This window comes from Pseudomonas sp. 58 R 3, assembly GCF_900006605.1.
GTDB classification, from domain to species: Bacteria; Pseudomonadota; Gammaproteobacteria; order Pseudomonadales; family Pseudomonadaceae; genus Aquipseudomonas; species Aquipseudomonas salomonii.
This window is the reverse complement of sequence record NZ_CVTT01000027.1, coordinates 1-20,328: the sequence shown is the minus strand read 5'-3', so window position 1 is coordinate 20,328 and position 20,328 is coordinate 1. Positions and strand designations below refer to the sequence as shown.

Sequence of the window (20,328 nt, the reverse complement as noted above, 5' to 3'; positions counted from 1 at the left end):
CTCCTTTTTAACGCACCGCCGACTTGGCAGCGCGCAACACGCGATCGGACAACTCACCCGGGCCAAGCGCACGGGCCAGGGCCAGGCCGCCGATCATCAAGGCCATGTCGGCCAAGGCCTTGTCGGTGTCTTCGGGGCCGGCAGCCAACTGGGCGGCCATCAACTCGGTGTGCTCGTTGAGCGCCAGGCGAAACTCATCCGGCAGACGGCTCATCTCGCCGACAGTGGCCGGGATCGGGCAGGCGTGGTCGGTGGAGTCGCGGTGCTTGCGCGACAGGTAGAACGCCGCCACCAGGCTTCTGCGCTCCTCACCGGTCAATTGCGCATCCATGTCGTCGATCGACGCACGTCGCCGAGCCAGCAACTGGGTGAAGGCCTCCAGCATCAGTGCGTCCTTGCTTTCAAAGTGCGCGTAGAAACCGCCGACGGTCAGCCCGGCGGCGCCCATGACTTCACCGACACTCGGTTCGGCCGGGCCACGCTGGATCAACGCCGCGCTGGCAGCCTGCAAAATGCGTTCGCGGGTTTGCGCTTTTTTATCGCTCATCGAAGCCTCCGTCTCTCATGGGTTGAATATTATTACCATAATAATATTTAGCAAGCGACAGGCATGACCGCTGGTCAGGACAGAATAAAGGGTATTGAGGAGAGGATTGGCCAAACGCCAGACAAACAAAAGGGCCATTCAATAATTGAATGACCCTTAAAAATCCCGCAGAGCGGGTAATCGTGGCGTCCCCTAGGGGACTCGAACCCCTGTTACCGCCGTGAAAGGGCGGTGTCCTAGGCCACTAGACGAAGGGGACACAAACCTTCTATACACTGATCAGCGCTGAGAACTGATCGATTCAAGGACGGTGTGGCCGGAACCTTGAACCTGTAAAATTGGTGGAGCTAAACGGGATCGAACCGTTGACCTCTTGCATGCCATGCAAGCGCTCTCCCAGCTGAGCTATAGCCCCGGATTTTTCGTCTCGCGACGCAGCAGACCTTTCGAACTGCTTGTTGAAACTGGCGTCCCCTAGGGGACTCGAACCCCTGTTACCGCCGTGAAAGGGCGGTGTCCTAGGCCACTAGACGAAGGGGACAAAACCTTCTGTACAACCGATCAGAGCTGAGTTCTGATCAATTCAAGGACGGTGTGGCCAGACCTTGAACCTGTAAATTGGTGGAGCTAAACGGGATCGAACCGTTGACCTCTTGCATGCCATGCAAGCGCTCTCCCAGCTGAGCTATAGCCCCTCATCGGTGAGGACGGGGCGAATCTTAATGGCGGTTTGGAAGTGTGTCAAATTTATTTTCAACAATTTCCAAACTTTTTTGCCGGGATAACAATCACTTACCGGCGAAACCCCGGAAAACCGGGGTTTCGTCGTAACAACAGGCTGCTTAAGCGATAGCGCCCAGCAGCTTTTCCCACTCTTTGTTTTCTTTCTTCGACACACCCCCAAGCAAATCAAGGGCTTGGCGCAGACGGAAACGCGTGAGGTCCGGGCCGAGAATTTCCATCGCATCGAGCACCGACACCGAACTGGCCTGCCCGGTGATCGCAGCAAACATCAGCGGCATGGCATCGCGCAATTTCAGTTCCAGCGATTCCACCACTGCCTGGATCGTCGCGGTGATCGCCTCTTTCTCCCACTGACGCAGGCTTTCGAGCTTCCACAGGATCAACTGCATCAACTGGCGAACCTGATCGCCGGAAAGCTTCTTGGACTCAAACAGCTTGGCATCCGGGTTCACGCCACCGGCGAAGAAGAAGCCGGCCAATGGTGCGACCTGGCTGAACGTCTCTACCCTGCCCTGCACCAGCGGCGCGATCTTCATCATGTACTCGGGGTTCAGCGCCCACTGCTGCACGCGGCTGGCGAACTCGTCCACCGGCAAGTCACGCAGCCACTGGCCGTTGAGCCACGACAGCTTCTCGATGTCGAAGATCGGCCCGCCGAGGGACACGCGCGACAAATCAAAGTTATCGACCATTTCCTGCAGCGAGAACTTCTCGCGCTCGTCCGGCATCGACCAGCCCATGCGGCCCAGGTAGTTGAGCATCGCCTCGGGCATAAAGCCCATGCGCTCGTAGAACGTCACCGACGTCGGATTCTTGCGCTTGGACAGCTTGCTCTTGTCCGGGTTACGCAGCAGCGGCATGTAGCACAGCTGTGGCTGCTCCCAGCCGAAGTATTCGTACAGCAGAATCAGTTTTGGCGCCGATGGCAGCCATTCTTCGCCGCGCAGCACGTGGGTGATGCCCATCAGGTGGTCGTCGACCACGTTGGCCAGGAAGTACGTCGGCAAGCCGTCGGTCTTCATCAGCACTTGCATGTCCATGCGGTCCCACGGGATCTCGACATCACCACGCAGCATGTCCGGCACCACGCACACGCCTTCGCTCGGCACTTTCATGCGGATCACATGCGGCTCGCCGGCGGCCAGGCGCTGGGCCACTTCTTCCTTGGACAGCAGCAGTGCGCGGCCGTCGTAGCGCGGGGTTTCGCCACGGGCCTGCTGCTCGGCGCGCATCTGGTCGAGTTCTTCGGCGGTGCAAAAGCACGGGAAGGCGTGGCCCATGTCGACCAGTTGCTGGGTGTACTGCTTGTAAATGTCGCTGCGCTCGCTCTGGCGATACGGGCCGTGCGGGCCGCCAACGTCCGGGCCTTCGGCCCAGGTAATGCCCAACCAGCGCAAGGCATCGAAAATCTGCTGCTCCGACTCACGGGTGGAGCGCACCTGGTCGGTGTCTTCGATCCGCAGGATGAATTCACCGCCGTGCTGCTTGGCAAAGCAGTAATTGAACAAGGCGATGTAGGCAGTACCGACGTGGGGATCCCCAGTAGGCGATGGCGCAATGCGCGTGCGGACGGTGGTCATGGCAGGTCTCGAATGGGCGATAAAACTGAAAATTGAAACAAGGGGCGAATGGTAACACCAGCGTGGGGGGTTCTGGCAGACCGCGGTGCCCGCATTCGCGAGCAAGCCCGCTCCCACATTCGACCGAGCCCCCCTATGAGAATGGGGTCAACTGTGGGAGCGGGCTTGCTCGCGAAGAGGCCATCACAGCCTCTACAAATCAAACAGCCAACAGGCGCTCACGCAACTTGCCAATCTCATCGCGCGTCTGCGCCGCCGCCTCAAACTCCAGATCCCGTGCCAGTTGGTACATCTTCTCTTCCAACTGCCGAATCCGTTTGGTGATCTCACTCGGCGAGCGCAGTTCGTTCTCGTACTTGGCGCTCTCTTCGGCCGCCTTGGCCATGCCCTTGCGCTTCTTGCTGCGCGAGCCCGGCACGGTGGCGCCTTCCATGATGTCGGCAACGTCCTTGAACACGCCCTTCGGGGTAATGCCATGCTCCAGGTTGAAAGCGATCTGCTTGTCGCGACGGCGCTCGGTCTCGCCAATCGCCCGCTCCATGGAGCCGGTGATGCGGTCGGCATACAGAATCGCCCGACCATTGAGGTTACGCGCCGCCCGGCCAATGGTCTGGATCAACGAGCGCTCGGAACGCAGGAAGCCTTCCTTGTCCGCATCCAGAATCGCCACCAGCGAAACCTCCGGCATGTCCAGGCCTTCGCGCAGCAGGTTGATCCCCACCAGCACATCAAACACACCCAGGCGCAGGTCGCGGATGATCTCCACGCGCTCCACGGTGTCGATGTCCGAGTGCAAATAACGCACACGCACGCCGTGGTCCGCCAGGTAATCGGTCAAGTCTTCGGACATGCGCTTGGTCAGCGTGGTGACCAGCACACGCTCTTCCAGGGCCACGCGCTTGGTGATTTCCGAGAGCAAGTCATCCACCTGGGTCAGCGCCGGGCGGATCTCGATTTGCGGGTCCACCAGGCCGGTCGGGCGCACGAGCTGCTCAATCACACGGCCGGCATGCTCGGCTTCGTAGTTGCCTGGCGTGGCAGACACGAAAATGGTCTGCGGGCTGATGGCTTCCCACTCGTCAAAACGCATCGGCCGGTTATCCAGCGCCGACGGCAGGCGGAAACCATACTCCACCAGCGTCTCTTTACGCGAACGGTCGCCCTTATACATGGCGCCGACCTGCGGCACGCTGACGTGGGATTCGTCGATCACCAGCAGCGCATCGTCCGGCAAGTAGTCGTAAAGGGTCGGCGGCGGCGCCCCGGATTCGCGGCCCGAGAGGTAACGCGAGTAGTTTTCGATGCCGTTGCAATAGCCCAGCTCCAGGATCATCTCCAGGTCAAACCGGGTGCGCTGCTCCAGGCGTTGAGCTTCTACCAGCTTGTTGTTGGCGCGCAGGTACTCCAGGCGCTCGACCAGTTCGGCCTTGATGCCCTCGATCGCCCCCATCAGGGTTTCACGCGGCGTCACGTAGTGGCTTTTCGGATAGAAGGTGAAGCGCGGCAGTTTGCGGATCACCTCGCCGGTCAACGGGTCGAAGGCCGAGAGGCTCTCGACCTCATCGTCGAACAGTTCGATACGGATCGCTTCGAGGTCCGATTCGGCCGGGTAAATGTCGATCACATCGCCCCGCACACGGAAGGTGGCACGGGCAAAATCCATGTCGTTGCGGGTGTACTGCAGGCTCGTCAGGCGGCGCAGCAGCTCGCGCTGGTCGAGTTTGTCGCCGCGGTCGACGTGCAGCACCATCTTTAAATAGGTTTCCGGGCTGCCCAGGCCGTAGATGCACGACACCGTGGTGACGATGATCGCGTCCTTGCGCTCCAGCAACGCCTTGGTCGCCGACAACCGCATCTGCTCGATATGGTCGTTGATCGACGCATCCTTCTCGATAAAGGTGTCGGACGACGGCACATAGGCTTCGGGCTGGTAGTAGTCGTAGTAAGAAACGAAGTACTCCACCGCGTTGTTCGGGAAGAACGCCTTGAACTCACCGTACAACTGCGCGGCCAGGGTTTTGTTCGGCGCCAGCACCAGGGTCGGGCGGTTGATCTGCGCGATCACGTTGGCGATGCTGAAGGTCTTGCCTGAACCGGTCACCCCGAGCAGCGTCTGGTGCGCCAGGCCGGCTTCGATGCCTTCGACCATCTGGCGAATGGCTTCGGGTTGATCGCCCGCGGGTTCAAAACGGGTGACGAGCTGGAAATCCGACATAACGTACCTCGTGAAGTCACCCCAGACTCAACACCGCCAGGGACGAAATAGCTCAGCACCCCGCGAAAAGTCTTCGCAGGCTGCAGGAAAAAACCATGATAGCTGTAGAAGTGGTGGCGAATGTGACGGGTTTCAAGGCAATCGTCCTACCAGCCGTCGATGATCAATTGTGCAATAAGACTAACGGTGGGCAAATAAACCGAAAAACTTGGCCGAAAAGCCGTTTCGGCTGTCGCCCTGAGCCTGGATGGCCTCTATACTAGCTCCCCGTTTGTGCACCGCTCTAGTGCATTCGGCTGGAGCGCGACACGTCCCTCCTATCCCCCATAGAGCTGCCGCAAAAATGAGCCTGTTCTCCGCTGTCGAAATGGCACCACGCGATCCAATCCTGGGCCTCAACGAAGCATTCAACGCCGACACACGAACCACCAAGGTCAACCTTGGCGTGGGCGTTTACTGCAACGAGGAGGGGAAGATTCCACTCTTGCGTGCCGTTGCCGAAGCGGAAGCCATTCGTGTGGCGCAACACGCCGCCCGTGGCTACCTGCCGATCGACGGTATCGTGGCGTACGACCAGGCCGTGCAAAAGCTGCTGTTCGGCGCTGAGTCGCCACTGCTGAGCGCCGGCCGCGTGATCACCGCCCAAGCGGTCGGCGGCACCGGCGCGCTTAAAATCGGCGCGGACTTCCTCAAGCAACTGCTGCCCAACGCCGTCGTCGCAATCAGCGACCCGAGCTGGGAAAACCACCAGGCGCTGTTCGAAAAAGCCGGCTTCCCGGTGCAGACCTACCGCTACTACGACGCCGCCACCCACGACGTCAACCGTGCCGGCCTGCTCGAAGACCTCAACGCCCTGCCGCCGCAGTCCATCGTGGTGCTGCACGCCTGCTGCCACAACCCCACCGGTGTCGACCTGAGCCCGGCCGACTGGCAAAACGTGCTGGACGTGATCAAGGCCAAGAACCTGGTGCCGTTCCTCGACATGGCCTACCAGGGCTTTGGCGACGGCATCCACGAAGACGCCGCGGCCGTGCGCCTGTTCGCTGAATCGGGCCTGACCTTCTTTGTTTCCAGCTCGTTCTCCAAGTCGTTCTCGCTGTACGGCGAACGCGTGGGCGCGCTGTCGATCGTCAGCGAATCCAAGGAAGAAAGCGCGCGCATCCTGTCCCAGGTCAAGCGCGTTATCCGCACCAACTACTCCAACCCGCCGACCCACGGCGCGGCGATCGTGGCGGCCGTGCTGAACAACCCTGAGCTGCGCGCCCAATGGGAAGCGGAACTGGCCGAAATGCGCCTGCGCATCCGCGGCATGCGCGAGCAGATGGTCGCCGAACTGGCCAAGGCTGCACCGGGCCACGACTTCAGCTTCGTCGGCCGCCAGCGTGGGATGTTCTCCTACTCCGGCCTGACCGTTGAGCAAGTCACCCGCCTGCGCACCGAGTTTGGCATCTACGCGCTCGACACCGGCCGTATCTGCGTGGCCGCGTTGAACCAGTCGAACATTGGTGCGGTAACAAAAGCGATTGTTCAGGTTCTATAACCCGGCCAGCGCCATACGAAGGGGGAAGCCAATGGCTTCCCCCTTTTTGTTGGCCAAGCCACTAGACTGAACCCTGATCGCCCCTTTGCTGTGAGAGCCCTATGAGAAACGACGACCTGGACCTGCGCGCCGACCGCGACGAACTGCATGACTACGCACCGCGCCCGCCGCAAGCAAAGCGCCAGAAAAGTCTGGTGCTGCAAGTGGCACTGGGTGTGTTTCTGGGTGGGTTGGCGCTGTGGTTGGTGCAGCTGGGCGCCACGGCGATAATGGCCAAGCTCGCCATGGGCACCCTGCAATTCGGCGGCTGAGCACGAATCAAAAGGTGGGAGCTGGCTTGCCTGCTCCCACCTTTGATTTGCGGTGCTTATCGATTAATCGACCGTCACGTTACCCACTTGCTTCCTGTGTATGACCTATCGAGGCTAGCGCTTGACTGGCGCATCCCAGCAGTCCGGCCGGCGTGCGCAGACATCGTATTGGCGATCCATCAAGGCCATGCGATTGATGTGGGCGTCCGTGGCCGCCCGGAACGACTGATTGCTGGTCATGATATAAGCCGCGGTGCGATCACTCAGGCGTGCGCTTAACTGGCGGCGGGTGTGGGCATCCAACGCCTGGGGCGCGGTGGCCATGGTTTGAAGTGTCACGTCGCTCAGGCGGCTCAACTCATCGCGGTAGGTGTTTACGTACTCGGCACGGGCCGCGTCATGCTGGTGGTTCAAGTCGTACTGCATCGCTTCCAGGTTTTGCTTGTAGAGCGCCCAATAGCCCTCGGGCAGCACACCGCCGTCTTGTTTACGCAACTTGGCAATGCGCGCGTCGTTATCCGAAGCCGGTTGAAGGACGGGCTTGTGCGACGAAATCACGACGGGGTCTTGAGCGATGATCTGGTCGATCCAGCCCACCCGTGAAGGGTTGGAGGGCAAAACCTGGCCTAGGGGTTCAAGCGGCACTGGCGCAGCAGATGGGGGTAACGACACTGACGGGGCGCAACCACCCAGCAGTAACAGGGTGCATAGCAGGGTCAAGGCGAGGACGTTGCGAAAAGGCATAAGTTCTCCATGAACTAAGGCGAATCGAAAGGGCGCGGCAGATAATATCATTGAGCCATCACCCAGTGTCAGCCCATCGCCCGAACTTTCGCCGGGCGGTACGGCGCATCAATGCAGCATCCGGCTAAGCAGCCGGTGCCCATCTGCCGTCACCTCGACCATCGCCGACAACATCACACCGTCGGCACCGTCCGTGGAGAGCAGGCTCCAAAAGTCCGGCGACTGGTACCTCACCCCCACGGTGCCCGCCTTGGCAGCATGGCCTTCCTTGGGGTGGTTATGGACAGGTCCGGATTGTACCTGCACCCAGCACCCAAGATGGACTACCATACCGCGCCGGTTCCCAAACGGGACTAATAGGGAATTCGAAGCGCAGCCCATCGCGCCAATCGAAACTGCCCCCGCAACTGTAGGTGCCGAGCCTGCTCCCCACTGCCACTGAGCCATGCTCGGGAAGGCCGGAGCGAGGCGACGACGCATCAGTCAGGAGACCTGCCGGCAAAGCGTTATCACCAACCGGCGGGGTGTCCGGGAAGGACATCCGCGCCCTGCAAACCTGCAGCGTTCAAAGGTGTGTTTCCGAGCCGTACCTGCCCTGTTTCCCGTACGGTTCACTCGGAGATTGCCCCATGCTGCTACGCGTTTGCGCCCTGATCACCGGCCTGGGCGTTTGTGCCCTGGCCCACGCCACGCCGACTCACTACCCGCTGACGGTCGAAAACTGCGGCAGCAGTGTCACCTTCCAACAGGCCCCGGCACGCAGCGTGAGCATCGGCCAGGCCGCCACCGAGATGCTTTACGCGCTGGGCGTAGGGGATAAAGTGGTCGGCACTTCGCTGTGGTTCAACAGCGTATTGCCGCAGTTCAAGGCGCAGAACGACAAGATCGAGCGCCTGGCCGACAACGAGCCGAGCTTCGAAGCCGTGATCGCCAAACGCCCGCAACTGGTGGCCGCCGAGCTGGAATGGGTGGTCGGCCCCCAAGGCGTGGTCGGCACTCGCGAGCAATTCCATGAACTGAAGATTCCCACCTACGTGCTGCCCTCCGACTGCGAAGGCAAGGACAACCTGGTGGGCGCTGACGGCACGCGGCTGGAGCCGTTCCGCATTGACACGATCTATAAAAGCATCAGCCAGTTGGCCGAGATCTTCGACGTGCAAGCCCGTGGCCAACAGTTGAACGACGCACTCAAGGCACGCCTGGCCAAGTCGGTCGCCACTGCGCAAGGCAAAGGCCTCAAGCACGCCAGCGCGCTGGTGTGGTTCTCCAGCAGTGAGATGGCTGCCGACCCGTATGTAGCCGGCCACAAGGGCATTCCCGAATTCATGCTGCAAACCCTCGGCCTGCACAACGTGGTGCAGTCGGATGAAGAATGGCCCGCCGTCGGCTGGGAAACCATCGCCAAGGCCAACCCGACCTTCCTGGTGATCGCCCGTATGGACCGCCGCCGCTACCCCGCCGACGACCATGAAAAGAAACTCGCCTTCCTGCGCAGCGACCCGGTCACCCGCAACATGGACGCGGTGAAAAACAACCGCATCATCATTATTGACGCCCTGGCGCTGCAGGCCAGCCTGCGCATGTTCGACGGCCTGGAACAACTGGCCGGCGCCATCGACGGCTACGACCTGCCGAAATGATGCGCACCCTACTCGCCCTCACCGTGTTGCTGATGGCCGTGCTCGCCGGCACCGCCATCGGCGAAACCGCCATCGAACCGCAAGTGGTCTTGCAAGTGCTGGCCAACAAACTCTGGGCCGCCGGTTACGTGCTCGACCCGATCGACGAAGGCGTGGTGTGGAACTACCGTCTGACCCGCGCCCTGGTCGCCGCCGCCTGTGGCGCGGGGCTGGCAACCTGCGGGGTGATCCTGCAGTCGTTACTGCGCAACCCATTGGCCGATCCATACCTGCTGGGCATCAGCGCAGGCGCCTCGACCGGCGCAGTGTTGGTGGCATTGATGGGCGTGGGCGGCGGGCTGATTTCGCTGTCGGCGGGCGCGTTTGTCGGCGCCATGGCGGCATTTGCTTTAGTGATTCTATTGGCAAGGGCCAGCGGCTCAGCCAGCGGCACCGGCCAGATCATCCTCGCCGGCATCGCCGGTTCGCAGCTGTTCAATGCCCTCACCGCGTTCCTGATCACCAAGTCCGCCAGTTCCGAACAGGCGCGCGGCATCATGTTCTGGCTGCTGGGCAACCTCAGCGGCGTGCGTTGGCCGTCGGTGTGGCTGGCAGTGCCGGTGGCGGTCGCCGGCCTGGCCGTGTGTGTGTGGCATCGGCGTGCGCTGGATGCGTTTACCTTCGGCACCGACTCGGCCGCCTCGCTGGGTATTGCGGTGCGGCGCGTGCAGTTTGTGCTGGTCGGTTGCGCCGCGCTGGTGACGGCGGTGATGGTGTCGATTGTCGGCTCCATCGGTTTTGTCGGGCTGGTGATTCCCCACGCCGTGCGCCTGCTGCTGGGCACCGGGCATTCACGCTTGCTGCCGGCCAGTGCGCTGGGCGGCGCGTTGTTCTTGATCGCCGCGGATGTGCTGTCGCGCACGCTGATCAAGGGCCAGGTGATTCCGGTCGGCGTGGTCACGGCACTGGTCGGCGCGCCGGTGTTTGCGCTGATCCTGATTGGCCGGAGAAATGCGCGATGACCGTACTCAGTTGTACCGGCCTGGGCTTCAAGGTACGCGACGCCGAGTTGCTGCGCGATATCCACCTGGAGGTTCAGCAAGGGGAAACCTTGGGCGTTGTCGGGCCGAACGGCTCGGGTAAATCCACCCTGCTCAAATTGCTTGCCGGTTTGCGCGTGCCCGCGTCCGGCGAAGTGTGGCTGGGCGGTCAGCGCCTGACCAAGCTGTCCCGCCGCCTTGTTGCGCAAAACCTCGCGGTGGTGGAGCAGCAGGCTGATACCGACGATGCCATCCGCGTATTCGACGCCGTGGCACTGGGCCGCACACCCTGGCTGTCGGCGCTGAGCCCCTGGTCTGACGCAGACGATGCCATCGTGCGCCAGGCGCTGCACGACGTGGACGCCACCCACCTGAGCCAACGCGCCTGGCGCAGCCTCTCCGGCGGCGAGCGCCAACGCGTGCACATCGCCCGAGCGTTGGCGCAACGACCGCAGATTTTGTTGCTGGATGAACCGACCAACCACCTGGATATCCAGCATCAATTGGCGATTTTAAAAGGCGTGCAAGCACTGCCGGTGACCACCTTGATTGCGTTGCATGACCTGAACCAGGCGCTGACCTGTGATCGTTTGGCGGTACTGGATCGCGGGCGCCTGGTGGCGCTGGGCAAACCGCTGGAGGTGCTGACGCCGCAGCGGCTACAGGAGACATTCGGGGTACAGGCGCATTACCTCACGGACCCGTTCGACGGCGCACAAATCCTGCGGTTGCGCCCCATTTAATGGACTGCTCACCGTGCAAAGGTGGGAGCTGGCTTGCCTGCGATGGCGGCGGATCAGTGCCATAGCCGGGGCTGACACACCGCTATCGCAGCATAGTTATCTACACAACTTTAGAGGCGTCCCATTTCTCCTGTGGCGAGCAGGCTTGCGACAGACTTCTAACCGGTTCAAGCCAGCTCCCACCTTGATCTATAGAGCCTGCTGCATATGCGTGGTCTGCCACACCGGGTCGGCTTCGACGTCGATCACCTCAAACCCCTGCCGCCGCCAAAAATCAATCGCTCCCGGCAAAAACGGATGGGTATGCAGGTAAACCACCTCCACCCCATCCGCCTGTGCCTTAGCCTCCAATGCGCGATACAACCTCCCCGCCAAACCAAAACGGCGAAACGCCGGCAGCACGAACAGGCGCACCACCTCGACGACCTTGCGACCCTGGTAGTTCAACTGCGGGAAGCGCCCGTCGTACGGCAGATAGCCGACGGCAGCCACGATTTGAGCGCCCACACAGACCAGCAGAAACTGGCCGTCACCCTCAAGGTAAACGGCCTCAAATCGCGCCAGGTCATCCGGCAGGCCAGTGGCGCTGAGCTTGGGGAAAAGCTCGGCACGGGCCTGCAGCACAAAGGCCAGCACTTGCGGGAGGTCGGCGGCCGTGACCGTCCGAAGGGTCGGGCTGTGTGTCATACCACCTCCATCGCTCAGTGTCATTTGGCGTGCACATAGCAAAAAGCAGTGCCCTTCACGCCCGACGCATGGATGCTGACATGGCGCGTGGCAAAGCCTGGCTTCTCGACAAACTGCTTCTCTTGCCAACTCGCATAGACACCGTACTGATAACCGATGGCGCCATTGGCATACCAGGACACGGCCATCTTATACACGCCCTTCTCATCCGGAGCCTCCCACAGCGCCTTGTCGATGATCGGCTTCGCCTGGTTGAACGTGCGAAGGTGAAACGTACGCGGCCCGCCGTTGGGCTCAGTCGAACTGGACAGAAACAGCGTGTCGTCCTCGGCATCGTCTTCGGCGGCCGCCAGAATCACTGCCGGCACCCACTTCTCGCCCCGGTACTCTTTCTCGATCATCACCGTGCAGCTCAACGAGCCGTCACCTGGGGTCTTCATCTTGAATTGCCGCTCGTACTGCCCGTAGGGCACATCAAACGAGAAATGGTATTCGGCGGCTTGAACACCTGCCACCAGCAAAAATGCCGATAGCCCTGCAACTGCATGGGAAAGGGTCACGTGTGCGTCCTTGCGGGAATCTGGAAATCAGGGTGTCAGAGGTTACGCGGGGTGCAGGTGAATGGCTAATCACTACAAGCGTGCACCGCCTGGATTCTCGCCGATATCCACCGCCGGCTGTAAGCAAGTACGCCATCCGCCATCGCCACCGGAAAATGAATAAACCCATGGGCAGATTCCGGCAACAAGTGCGCCTCAACCTGCGCGGCTGCGCCCCAGCGTTCGGCCATCTGTAGCGTGTCATCCAGCAACGGGTCCAACTCACCCACAAACATCAACGCGGGCGGCAGCCCTGTGAAGTCGCCATACAACGGCGACAACGGCGGCTGCCGACGTTCTTCATCACTCAAGCCCGGCGTGAGCAGGCGCAGCGCGTCGACCATGCCCGGCCCGTCCAGCAACAACGTCTGCGGCCCCGCCGTGCGCACGCTCGGTGTGCCGCTCAAGTCATATACGCCGTAGTACAACACCGCACCGCTCACACGCTTGAGCAATTCAGGCCATTGCTTGAGCGCCAGCAGCGTTGCGGCCGCCAGATGCCCACCGGCCGACTCACCCACGACAAACACCGGCAAATCGGCAAACTCCTCACTGCCGAGCAGCCAGCGCGCGGCATTCAGGCAGTCCTCCATCAGCCCTTCAACCGGCGTGTGCACCGCCAATCGATAGTCCACCGACACCACCGCCACGCCGCACGCCTGCACCATGCCCAGGTTGAGGTCGTCGTCCATTTGCGCATTGCCGATCACCCAGCCGCCGCCGTGGATATCCAGCACCACGCCTTGGGTTTGCCCCTCGGGCCGCAGGATGCGCACGGGCACGCCTGCCACTCGGCGGGTTTGAGCCGCAGGCGCTTGCTTGAGCTTTTGACTGACTCGCAGCAACGCCTGAATCAAACGCGGCGTGACGCGGTTGCGGATTTTAAAACGCGGCAGCCAGGCGAGCTTTTTATTGAACCGGCGCATCTGCGCCAGCTCAGCCTCGCTCGCGGGCCAAAGTGTGTGAGCCATCAGCGGTTATTACGCAAGATCGAGAAATTCAACGCCGCCGCCACACTCAGCCACGCCAGGTAAGGGAACAGGATCAAGCCGGTGATCAAGTCCAGCCGCAACGCCATCACCACCAACGCCGCCACCACCAGCCACAGCAGCACGATCACCACCATCCCGGCGAAGAGGTTGTGAGCCCCAAAAAATACCGGCGTCCACAGCGTGTTCAGCGCAATCTGCGCCGCCCACAGGCCCAGGGCCAATTGGCTGCCGGGCATCATCGTCAGGCGATAGCCCGCCCACGCGAGCAGCAGGTAGATGACCGTCCAGGCCACCGGAAACAACCAATTGGGCGGGGTGAAGCTGGGTTTGACCAGGGTTTCGTACCACTGGCCGGGCTTGAAAATGATGCCGGTACTGGCGGCGGCGCCGCAGGCGATGAGGAAAATCAGAAAGATCATGAGCTATCCACTCTCGGGGTTCATTTGAAGATAGGACGTATGGGCAACCGGTAAAAGTTCACAAATCATCCGGCGAAACGATCGTGAGCCAAGGCCAGCGCGCCTGATAACTCCTGGCTTTGGCGGCGAACAACTCAGGCTCGCGGTGCTGCGGGTTAATGCGCAACACGCCCTGCTCCACATCCGCCAACCCATAGGGCGCGTACACTTCGCCGGTGTCGATCTCCAGCCCGATGCACGTGCCGGCCACCAGGTAACGGTCCACGCCCTGTTTAGCCGAGTGCAGCTGCGGGTAAGGCCGACCAAAGCGCTCGCCGTACCAAAGGTGTACCCGCGCCTGGTTCTTGACCTCGACGTTAACGCCCAAATCCTCAAACAACCGCGCGGCGGCGCGGATCACTTTGTCCTCAGCTTCGTAGGACAAGTCCGTGTCGAAGTAAAAGACGTCGTAGTCCTTTACGTTATGCGCCGCAGGCAAGTTTGACTGATGGTTCCAAACGGCCTGGAACAGGCAGCCCGCCGTGAGCATGCACTGCGCCACACCAAGGTCGGGCAGGCGTGCGGTGATTTCGGCGTTGATGGGGTTGGCCATGGCCAGGTCGAGCAGGGTTTTGACGGTCAATGTCATGGTGGGCATTCCTTGTGTATTCAGCGCGGTTCAAGCCACCGACCCTACACGACGGCGGGGAGGGTTTCGTGACAGCAATGTTTCTATACACTTTGCCCGCCCGCCCCCCATCGTCAAGGATAAAACGATGCGAATCAGAGAAATAGCCCTCATCACCGCCAGCGCCCTGCTGCTCACCGCCTGCAGCGACAGCCCGTCGGACGCCGATATTCAAGCCGCGCTGCAACCCAAGCTCGAAGGTCCGTCCTGCGTCAGGGCGGCGATGTTCAACCGCTTCCCGGTGACCCTGAGTGACAGCGTCATGACCGGCACCTCCAGCGCCAACCAGCCCGCCTTCGACGCCCTGACCGACGCCGGCCTGCTGGCCAAAAGCGACAACACCTACAGCCTTACCGACAACGGCCGCGCTGCCTATGTGCAGCAAGAGTCCGGGTTCTGCTACGCCCAGGGCTATGAAATCGCCAAGATTCAGAACATCGCCGCCAACGCCAACCCGATGGGCGCCGCCGTGGATAAATCCTGGGTAGTGACCGTGGACATCCGCCAGAAAACCATCGCCGACTGGGCCAACACCCCGGCGATTGAAAAACTGGCCCGTAACCCGGAAAACCTCTCCGAAGTGCCCAAGACCTACACCGTGGTGGTGGGCCGCTTGAAGGGTGAGCAAAGGTTGAAGCTGATCGACCCACGGTTTTCGATCATGCGTGGGGTTGGGGTGAACCAGGCGTTCTAAGTGGAAAGCAGTATTGTGGTGGAAAGCGGGTTCGTTGTGGCAAGCAGGCTTGTTGTGGCGAGCAGGCTTGTTGTGGCGAGCAGGCTTGCCCTGCGCTGGAGTGCGCAGCGCTCCCAACCCAGCCACCTCGGTCCAAGAGGGAAACCCGGCCGCCTGAATTCGGGGCCGCTGCGCAGCCCAACGCAGGGCAAGCCTGCTCGCCACAAGGGAGTTTCCTAACCACAGCGAACTGTGAACAGGCCCTCAGCACCTTGCTCCATTGCCTACGCGTGCGTCAGAATCCGCCGGCTTGTGCGCTGAGGTGGCCGTCTCTAAGGTGGCTCGGTCGCTGAATGTTCAGTGATCGGGTTTAGTAGCCTGAGTTGGGTATTGAAAAGTGCATGAGCTTCATCAATCAGACATTGCGTCTGTGCTTGATGGTGGCTGTGCGTAGGGCGTCCTCGGGCGCGCCGGCTTTGATATCCACCGGTCTACTAACCTGCGCACAGCTGCCACCTTTTTCGTTTAGTAGCGAAAAGATGGCGGCCAAAACCAGGATATCGTTATGACTCAAGCAAAAACTGACTCAACCACCCTCTTCACCGTCGTCCCCGACGCCAACACCGAAACCCTCATCACCAACAGCTACGAAACCTTCACCAGCGTCAGCACACTGCTGCTCGACCTGTCCGAAGACCTGTGCGGCAAACACCGCGACGTCGCCCTCGCCATTCACCAACTAAGCGAACTGGGCGTGCTGCTCACGGCCAAATTGCTCGACCGTGAAGCACCTTGCCCTGGCTGATAAACAGCCCACGGCAGCGCCGCTGATGGCGCTGCCCTCAATTAACCCCAGGGAACGAATCAACGTACTGAATGGTGAAGTCAGGAAAGGAGTCAACAATCTGGATCTTGTAGTCAGGGAAGCTCTCGACTGTTTTCCACTTGCCGGCCGAATCGGGAAAACTGCTCACCTGTTTTACCTTAAGGTCAGGGAAACTGTTTACCACCTTGACCTTATAATCCGGGAAGCTACTGACGAACTTGATATTGCCGTAAATCTTCGACACATCAACCGTCGTATCCGCTTGAGCGCCGAAGGCACACGCCAGCAGCAGCGACGCGAGAGCAACTTTAAACATGACAGCCTCATCCTGAGCAATAAAAGGCGCCCAGTCTAACGCCCTGCGCGCACAACTTCCTGTAGTGCCGGGTTCTTAACCCTTCAACTCACGCGCGCGGTTACTCGCCGCATCGTCGTAAGCCACATACAAGGATTCGGCGATCTGGCTTTTGATGGCTTTGGCGGCCTCCAGCCCCAACACAAACCCTTCGGCTTTGCCGCCAGCGCGGTTGAGTTCTTCATGGGTCGAAGCGCCGGTGATTGCGTCAAGAAGCTTGGTGGCGTGAGGGCCGACGCCTTTGGGAAGGGAGATTTGGTCGATGGACATGGCGATACCTTGATAAAAATGATCGGGAGCGCATGGACCACTGCCGGGGGATGCCATGGTAGACCGGTTGGCGTGGAAAGGGGGTGCTTTCGGCCAGAAGCAGTCGCCCCAACCAATAAGTAAGTCTGTTCCCTTTCCTACTATGAGGGGAGGACGCTTAGGGGTTTCGCTAAAACCGCACCGAAAGCAATTTGCCACTATTGACCTATACTCGGTCGTCCGCGGTGTTTTCAAGGAGAGATAACAATGGTTGTACCAGACTTGAATGGGCTAGACGCTCCCATTGTCGACGATTTTGAAACTTGGCTCGGCGAAAGAAGCCGGTGGTTACAGACAGCTGCCAAGAATTTAATCGATACCAAGAAGCCCCCAACAGACGAAAAGATCAAAGAGCTTTCCCGGCTTTGCATGGTCGAATCTAAGAAGGAAGAGGATCCAGGCTTCGGTATCGTATCGCCAGGCTCGTTGGCACTTGCTGCCAGCCGTCCCGCCATCCGCATAGAAGGGATCTCAGAAGTTCACGGGTTGAATGCGATCAAATCAGGCGCAGCACTCCCTCTTGGCCCAGGCAACATCACGGTGTTCTACGGTCAAAATGGTTCAGGAAAAAGCGGATACGCACGCCTCCTTAAACAGGCATGTGGCTCAAGGTCGAAGGACGAAATTCACCCTAATGTCTTCATTGAAGAACCTGAGGTCTGCAGGGCTAATTTCCAAGTCTCGGCAGGACAAAAAAAAGGAACAATTGAATGGACGCTTAATCAGGGGGCAGATCCTTTACTTCGTCACGCCCAGATATTTGACTCCAGAACGGCTGCCCAATACATGGGCAAAAACGAGGCCAGCTACGAGCCCAGCCAAATGAAATTCGTGGCGTCATTGATCGCCGTGTCAGACAAAGTTAGCCAGCACCTCACTGCATCGAAGAATGCTTTGCTGAGCGTATTGCCACAATTCCCAACGGACTTGGAAGCCACTGAGGAACGTAAGTGGCTTACGAGTATTAAACCTGCAACGAATACGGCTGCTATCGACAAATTCTGTACATACACTCCAGAGCACGACGCTGAGCGGATTGTCACAGAAGGTGCACTGGCCCAGAAGGACGTGGCGGGGCGACTGGCCTCAATCATGAAAGAAAAGCAGGGGTTGGCCACAGTTCGGCTAGCTATGAGCCAACTCAAGGAAAAACTCTCCAACGAAACAGCACAGATCATTGTAAGTGCCAACGCTGATGCAAAGGAAAAGCGGCAAGCCGCTCAGAAATTTGCTCAACAACTCTTCTCCGAAACTCCACTCGAAGGAGTCGGCGAAGCGGCGTGGCAACAGTTATGGGTTCAAGCTCGATTGTTCTCTCAAAATCATGCTTACCCTGGTCAACCATTTCCTGTTGTGGGTGAGCAAGCAAGGTGTGTGCTTTGCCAGCAAGAGCTCAATGAGGACGCTAGCCATCGATTGAGCCACTTTGAGCAGTTTGTCACCGAAGGTTTGGAGCTAGGCGCAAAACAAGCAGAAGACAAACATAAGAGTTTTGTCCTCGCCTTACCCCAATCGCCGAAAGAAGAGGACTGGCTAGCCCATACGGCCCTGATAAAACTGGATCAACAGCAGGCCATCGATCTGCATAAAATCTTGGTGAAAAGACGCTCCGATCTCGAGACCGCTGAACAAATCGAAAATGTTGCCCTATTTGACTGGTCACTGGTAGATCAGGCACTGGCAGAAGTAACCGAGCAGTTAGGCGGCGAAGAAAAGTCGCTGACCGAGCTCTCTCAAGATGGCAAACGGCAGCAAATGGAGGCGCGACTCCGTAAGCTGAAGGCCCTGCAGTGGCTGTCGCAAAACAAACCAGCAGTCCTGGCCGAACGCGACAGGTTGTTGGCTGTCGACCAGTACGGGAAAGCCATACGGCTTGCTGCAACCAACACGCTCACGATCAAGAACAACGAATTGGCGAAATCCGAGGTGGAGGCGGGATATCAAACTCGCTTCGCCGCCGAACTTAAGCTACTAGGTGGCTCGAGGTTGCCTGTAGCCCCTCAAAGCAAAACCGTCGGTAAAGGCAGGACAACATTCGGACTGACGCTCGTTGGCGCGAAAGGAACCCGCCCGCCGGAACAAATTCTCAGTGAGGGTGAGACAAGAATTGTCGCCTTGGCTGCATTTCTAGCTGATATTACTGGTTCAAATCAAGTAGCCCCGTTCATTTTCGACGACCCGATTTCCTCTCTCGATCAAGATTTTGAAGAGCGGGTTGTCGCGCGACTCGTAGATTTAGCGCAGACCCGCCAAGTCATCATCTTCACCCACAGGCTGTCGCTGGTGACACTTCTGGAGTCTGCAGTAAAGAAAGTGAAGGAGCATCCAGATACCCCGGACATCGCCTTTGACGTTCAGACGCTGCGACGTCTCGACAAAACATCCGGCATTCTGACCGGACAAAGTGTTCGAGACTCGAAACCAAAGCCGGCCATCAACAAGCTTCTGAATGAGAGCTTAGCCCGACTCAAGAAGCACCAGGCAGAAGGCGATGCTGAAAGCTACGACCTCATGGCCAAGAGTGTTTGCAGTGACTTCCGAATCATCGTGGAGCGCACTGTTGAGGTGGTGATGCTTAACAGCGTCGTGCTGCGATTCCGCAGGGAAGTGATGACCAAAGGGCTACTGAGGCAGCTAAGCAACATTACTCAGGAAGATTGTGATCTGATTGACGACTTGATGACACGATACTCTGTGTATGAGCATTCTCAGGCTGACGATCTCCCAGCAGTCCCTCCCGAACTTGCTCAACTCGAAACCGATATGCGGTCACTTGCGGACTGGATAGAGGCCTACTCGAAGCGAGTGACCTGACGCACATTGCTAGACATCCGGAAAATAGGGGGCAGAACCTGAGGAATCCCCGATTTTTCTTACGAAAAATCAAGAAGTTGGAATTATTGAAGAAGCCTGCATGAGTCGGCAACTTGGTTTGCACCACACAAAAACAAGATCCCCGACCCATGCAAGCCATCCGATTTTTACACAGAGCGCTCGCTCAAGCACTGCCTTCAATCCATTCTCGTCGCCTGACAACACTGATGAGTTGTGTCAGTTCGTTACTGCAAGGCCGCCGCCTGACGCTGACAGCACTCGGACGTTTTATGCCAGGTCAGGCGTACCCCAAACATGCAATCAAGCGGGTCGATCGGTTGCTGGGCAATCAACACCTCAGAGCAGAGCGCCCGCTGTTCTACTGGGTGATCCTGCGGGCATTGCTGGGGTCGGTGAAGCACCCATTAATCTTGGTTGACTGGTCACGAATTGATGCTCCCGGTAATGCTTTTTTGTTGAGAGCCGCGATACCGCTGGCGGGGCGCTCATTTCCAATTTATGAAAGTGTTCATGAGCGCGAGGGTTGCCCCAAATATCAAAACCGCCTGCTCAAAACACTGGCTGAACTACTGCCCGATGGATGTGTTCCAGTGATGGTTACTGATGCAGGTTTCCGGCGACCATGGATGAAAGCAGTGGCTGCGCAGGGCTGGTACTACGTGGCTCGCATACGAAATCGTGAGCTATATCGTGGTGACGAAAATGAGTGGCTGCCCGTGAAAAACTTGTATGCGTTGGCCACCTCGTCACCCAAGTCGATTGGCCGGGTCGAGATGACACGTAGCGCTCCGCACTTGATCGATTTGTACTGCGTGCGACATTCAGCCAAGGGCCGCAAGCATCAACGAGTTACCGGCTCAATCGCCAAAAGTAAGCTCAGCCG

20 protein-coding genes, 4 tRNA genes and 1 riboswitch are annotated in these 20,328 nt (G+C 59.3%); of the genes, 9 read left to right on the top strand and 15 right to left on the bottom strand.

The window, feature by feature from the left end; translation table 11 throughout:
* Positions 1-7: 7 nt before the first annotated feature.
* From BFP92_RS03315 to uvrB, 7 genes are all read right to left on the bottom strand, one after another.
* Complete coding sequence (locus BFP92_RS03315; protein ID WP_065911754.1) at positions 8-547, bottom strand: TetR/AcrR family transcriptional regulator; 540 nt, start codon at positions 545-547, stop codon at positions 8-10.
* A 183-nt stretch (positions 548-730) separates the two neighbouring features.
* Positions 731-806 (bottom strand) — tRNA-Glu (locus BFP92_RS03310).
* An 80-nt stretch (positions 807-886) separates the two neighbouring features.
* A tRNA-Ala gene (locus BFP92_RS03305) sits at positions 887-962 on the bottom strand.
* Between the two features lie 50 nt (positions 963-1,012).
* Positions 1,013-1,088, bottom strand: a tRNA-Glu gene (locus BFP92_RS03300).
* 78 nt (positions 1,089-1,166) lie between these two features.
* A tRNA-Ala gene (locus BFP92_RS03295) sits at positions 1,167-1,242 on the bottom strand.
* A gap of 147 nt (positions 1,243-1,389) precedes the next feature.
* Complete coding sequence (gene gltX / locus BFP92_RS03290; protein ID WP_065911753.1) at positions 1,390-2,871, bottom strand: glutamate--tRNA ligase; 1,482 nt, start codon at positions 2,869-2,871, stop codon at positions 1,390-1,392.
* A 199-nt stretch (positions 2,872-3,070) separates the two neighbouring features.
* Positions 3,071-5,086, bottom strand: coding sequence for an excinuclease ABC subunit UvrB (gene uvrB, locus BFP92_RS03285; RefSeq protein ID WP_056861227.1), 2,016 nt, complete (start codon positions 5,084-5,086; stop codon positions 3,071-3,073).
* Positions 5,087-5,429: 343 nt separating this feature from the next.
* Here uvrB and BFP92_RS03280 point away from each other — a divergent pair, with 343 nt between their 5' ends.
* Positions 5,430-6,626 (top strand): amino acid aminotransferase, encoded by a 1,197-nt coding sequence (locus BFP92_RS03280; protein WP_017138725.1) that lies wholly within the window; start codon positions 5,430-5,432, stop codon positions 6,624-6,626.
* Between the two features lie 101 nt (positions 6,627-6,727).
* Entirely contained in the window at positions 6,728-6,937 is a 210-nt protein-coding gene (locus BFP92_RS03275) for a hypothetical protein (RefSeq protein ID WP_065911752.1), read from the top strand.
* A 114-nt stretch (positions 6,938-7,051) separates the two neighbouring features.
* On the opposite strand, the gene BFP92_RS03270 is transcribed toward BFP92_RS03275, so the two are convergent.
* Positions 7,052-7,681 (bottom strand): hypothetical protein, encoded by a 630-nt coding sequence (locus tag BFP92_RS03270; protein WP_065911750.1) that lies wholly within the window; start codon positions 7,679-7,681, stop codon positions 7,052-7,054.
* Between the two features lie 320 nt (positions 7,682-8,001).
* A riboswitch (cobalamin riboswitch) is annotated at positions 8,002-8,196 on the top strand.
* Positions 8,197-8,310: 114 nt separating this feature from the next.
* On the opposite strand from BFP92_RS03270, the gene BFP92_RS03260 reads away from it, so the two are divergent.
* Genes BFP92_RS03260 through BFP92_RS03250 form a run of 3 tightly spaced genes read left to right on the top strand, consistent with a single transcriptional unit; the run spans position 8,311 to position 11,083 of the window.
* Positions 8,311-9,321 (top strand): ABC transporter substrate-binding protein, encoded by a 1,011-nt coding sequence (locus BFP92_RS03260; RefSeq protein ID WP_065911747.1) that lies wholly within the window; start codon positions 8,311-8,313, stop codon positions 9,319-9,321.
* On the top strand, positions 9,318-10,322 hold the full coding sequence (locus tag BFP92_RS03255; RefSeq protein ID WP_065911745.1) for a FecCD family ABC transporter permease: 1,005 nt from the start codon (positions 9,318-9,320) through the stop codon (positions 10,320-10,322). The genes BFP92_RS03260 and BFP92_RS03255 overlap by 4 nt, the downstream gene beginning before the upstream one ends.
* Entirely contained in the window at positions 10,319-11,083 is a 765-nt protein-coding gene (locus BFP92_RS03250; RefSeq protein WP_065911742.1) for an ABC transporter ATP-binding protein, read from the top strand. The genes BFP92_RS03255 and BFP92_RS03250 overlap by 4 nt, the downstream gene beginning before the upstream one ends.
* A gap of 189 nt (positions 11,084-11,272) precedes the next feature.
* Here the strand turns inward: BFP92_RS03250 and BFP92_RS03245 are convergent, their stop codons facing one another.
* The 5 genes from BFP92_RS03245 to BFP92_RS03225 form a co-directional block, all read right to left on the bottom strand.
* A complete protein-coding gene (locus BFP92_RS03245; protein WP_065911740.1) occupies positions 11,273-11,770 on the bottom strand; it encodes a GNAT family N-acetyltransferase in 498 nt (165 codons plus the stop codon).
* Positions 11,771-11,790: 20 nt separating this feature from the next.
* Positions 11,791-12,330 carry a hypothetical protein gene (locus tag BFP92_RS03240; RefSeq protein WP_065911739.1) on the bottom strand — a complete coding sequence of 180 codons (540 nt, stop codon included), beginning with the start codon at positions 12,328-12,330 and terminating at the stop codon, positions 11,791-11,793.
* Positions 12,331-12,395: 65 nt separating this feature from the next.
* Positions 12,396-13,340, bottom strand: coding sequence for an alpha/beta hydrolase (locus BFP92_RS03235; protein WP_065911735.1), 945 nt, complete (start codon positions 13,338-13,340; stop codon positions 12,396-12,398).
* Entirely contained in the window at positions 13,340-13,780 is a 441-nt protein-coding gene (locus BFP92_RS03230) for a tryptophan-rich sensory protein TspO (protein ID WP_065911733.1), read from the bottom strand. Before BFP92_RS03230 ends, BFP92_RS03235 begins: the two co-directional genes overlap by 1 nt.
* A gap of 58 nt (positions 13,781-13,838) precedes the next feature.
* Positions 13,839-14,408, bottom strand: coding sequence for a nucleotidyltransferase family protein (locus BFP92_RS03225; protein ID WP_056861216.1), 570 nt, complete (start codon positions 14,406-14,408; stop codon positions 13,839-13,841).
* Positions 14,409-14,535: 127 nt separating this feature from the next.
* Here BFP92_RS03225 and BFP92_RS03220 point away from each other — a divergent pair, with 127 nt between their 5' ends.
* Both BFP92_RS03220 and BFP92_RS03215 read left to right on the top strand, forming a co-directional pair.
* A complete protein-coding gene (locus BFP92_RS03220; RefSeq protein ID WP_065911731.1) occupies positions 14,536-15,141 on the top strand; it encodes a hypothetical protein in 606 nt (201 codons plus the stop codon).
* Between the two features lie 544 nt (positions 15,142-15,685).
* A complete protein-coding gene (locus BFP92_RS03215) occupies positions 15,686-15,925 on the top strand; it encodes a DUF6124 family protein (RefSeq protein ID WP_017136895.1) in 240 nt (79 codons plus the stop codon).
* Between the two features lie 37 nt (positions 15,926-15,962).
* On the opposite strand, the gene BFP92_RS03210 is transcribed toward BFP92_RS03215, so the two are convergent.
* Both BFP92_RS03210 and BFP92_RS03205 read right to left on the bottom strand, forming a co-directional pair.
* Positions 15,963-16,262 (bottom strand): 7(1) septoil knot domain-containing protein, encoded by a 300-nt coding sequence (locus tag BFP92_RS03210; protein WP_017136894.1) that lies wholly within the window; start codon positions 16,260-16,262, stop codon positions 15,963-15,965.
* 75 nt (positions 16,263-16,337) lie between these two features.
* A complete protein-coding gene (locus BFP92_RS03205) occupies positions 16,338-16,571 on the bottom strand; it encodes a hypothetical protein (RefSeq protein ID WP_065911730.1) in 234 nt (77 codons plus the stop codon).
* A 246-nt stretch (positions 16,572-16,817) separates the two neighbouring features.
* Here BFP92_RS03205 and BFP92_RS03200 point away from each other — a divergent pair, with 246 nt between their 5' ends.
* The gene (locus tag BFP92_RS03200; RefSeq protein ID WP_065911729.1) at positions 16,818-19,424 is read left to right on the top strand and encodes an AAA family ATPase; all 2,607 of its coding nucleotides are present in this window, start codon (positions 16,818-16,820) and stop codon (positions 19,422-19,424) included.
* Positions 19,425-19,573: 149 nt separating this feature from the next.
* Positions 19,574-20,328, top strand: a 755-nt coding sequence (locus BFP92_RS30125) for an IS4 family transposase (protein ID WP_139114028.1), incomplete at its 3' end; no start/stop codon positions are given.

Bases quoted from the DNA above. Each gene is read 5' to 3' on its own strand.
- BFP92_RS03315 (WP_065911754.1), bottom strand. From the start codon at position 547: ATGAGCGATAAAAAAGCGCAAACCCGCGAACGCATTTTGCAGGCTGCC.
- gltX (WP_065911753.1), bottom strand. From the start codon at position 2,871: ATGACCACCGTCCGCACGCGCATTGCGCCATCGCCTACTGGGGATCCC.
- uvrB (WP_056861227.1), bottom strand. From the start codon at position 5,086: ATGTCGGATTTCCAGCTCGTCACCCGTTTTGAACCCGCGGGCGATCAA.
- BFP92_RS03280 (WP_017138725.1), top strand. From the start codon at position 5,430: ATGAGCCTGTTCTCCGCTGTCGAAATGGCACCACGCGATCCAATCCTG.
- BFP92_RS03275 (WP_065911752.1), top strand. From the start codon at position 6,728: ATGAGAAACGACGACCTGGACCTGCGCGCCGACCGCGACGAACTGCAT.
- BFP92_RS03270 (WP_065911750.1), bottom strand. From the start codon at position 7,681: ATGCCTTTTCGCAACGTCCTCGCCTTGACCCTGCTATGCACCCTGTTA.
- BFP92_RS03260 (WP_065911747.1), top strand. From the start codon at position 8,311: ATGCTGCTACGCGTTTGCGCCCTGATCACCGGCCTGGGCGTTTGTGCC.
- BFP92_RS03255 (WP_065911745.1), top strand. From the start codon at position 9,318: ATGATGCGCACCCTACTCGCCCTCACCGTGTTGCTGATGGCCGTGCTC.
- BFP92_RS03250 (WP_065911742.1), top strand. From the start codon at position 10,319: ATGACCGTACTCAGTTGTACCGGCCTGGGCTTCAAGGTACGCGACGCC.
- BFP92_RS03245 (WP_065911740.1), bottom strand. From the start codon at position 11,770: ATGACACACAGCCCGACCCTTCGGACGGTCACGGCCGCCGACCTCCCG.
- BFP92_RS03235 (WP_065911735.1), bottom strand. From the start codon at position 13,340: ATGGCTCACACACTTTGGCCCGCGAGCGAGGCTGAGCTGGCGCAGATG.
- BFP92_RS03230 (WP_065911733.1), bottom strand. From the start codon at position 13,780: ATGATCTTTCTGATTTTCCTCATCGCCTGCGGCGCCGCCGCCAGTACC.
- BFP92_RS03225 (WP_056861216.1), bottom strand. From the start codon at position 14,408: ATGACATTGACCGTCAAAACCCTGCTCGACCTGGCCATGGCCAACCCC.
- BFP92_RS03220 (WP_065911731.1), top strand. From the start codon at position 14,536: ATGCGAATCAGAGAAATAGCCCTCATCACCGCCAGCGCCCTGCTGCTC.
- BFP92_RS03215 (WP_017136895.1), top strand. From the start codon at position 15,686: ATGACTCAAGCAAAAACTGACTCAACCACCCTCTTCACCGTCGTCCCC.
- BFP92_RS03210 (WP_017136894.1), bottom strand. From the start codon at position 16,262: ATGTTTAAAGTTGCTCTCGCGTCGCTGCTGCTGGCGTGTGCCTTCGGC.
- BFP92_RS03205 (WP_065911730.1), bottom strand. From the start codon at position 16,571: ATGTCCATCGACCAAATCTCCCTTCCCAAAGGCGTCGGCCCTCACGCC.
- BFP92_RS03200 (WP_065911729.1), top strand. From the start codon at position 16,818: ATGGTTGTACCAGACTTGAATGGGCTAGACGCTCCCATTGTCGACGAT.